The sequence below is a fragment of the Bacteroides caecigallinarum genome, assembly GCF_021530995.1.
GTDB classification, from domain to species: Bacteria; Bacteroidota; Bacteroidia; order Bacteroidales; family Bacteroidaceae; genus Phocaeicola; species Phocaeicola faecigallinarum.
On record NZ_JADYTF010000367.1, the window covers coordinates 1 to 255 of the forward strand.

Genomic DNA, 255 nt, shown 5'->3' on the forward strand with positions numbered 1-255 from the left:
AATGCCGTCTCAGATAATCCACTGTGGCCTTCTTGCTCATGGGAGAGCATATTCTGGATACTACAAGATGACGTAGTTCCTCATCCTGTATGATATTGAATCCGATTTTATCGTAAACTTTATTGATTATTCTCTGAGGTGAATTCAGAGAAGTACTTATTATATTGGATACAATGTACTCAGTCATTGAATTCTCTTCCCGTCTTAGTTTTTCACACTCATCATCAGGGAAGCTTATGGTTTGCTGTCCACCGT

Annotated in this window: 1 pseudogene; it reads right to left on the bottom strand. The window is 38.8% G+C overall.

Features of this window, described 5'->3' with window-relative positions:
• Positions 1-255 (bottom strand): annotated as a pseudogene (locus I6E24_RS17060) (IS1634 family transposase); the annotation flags it as partial.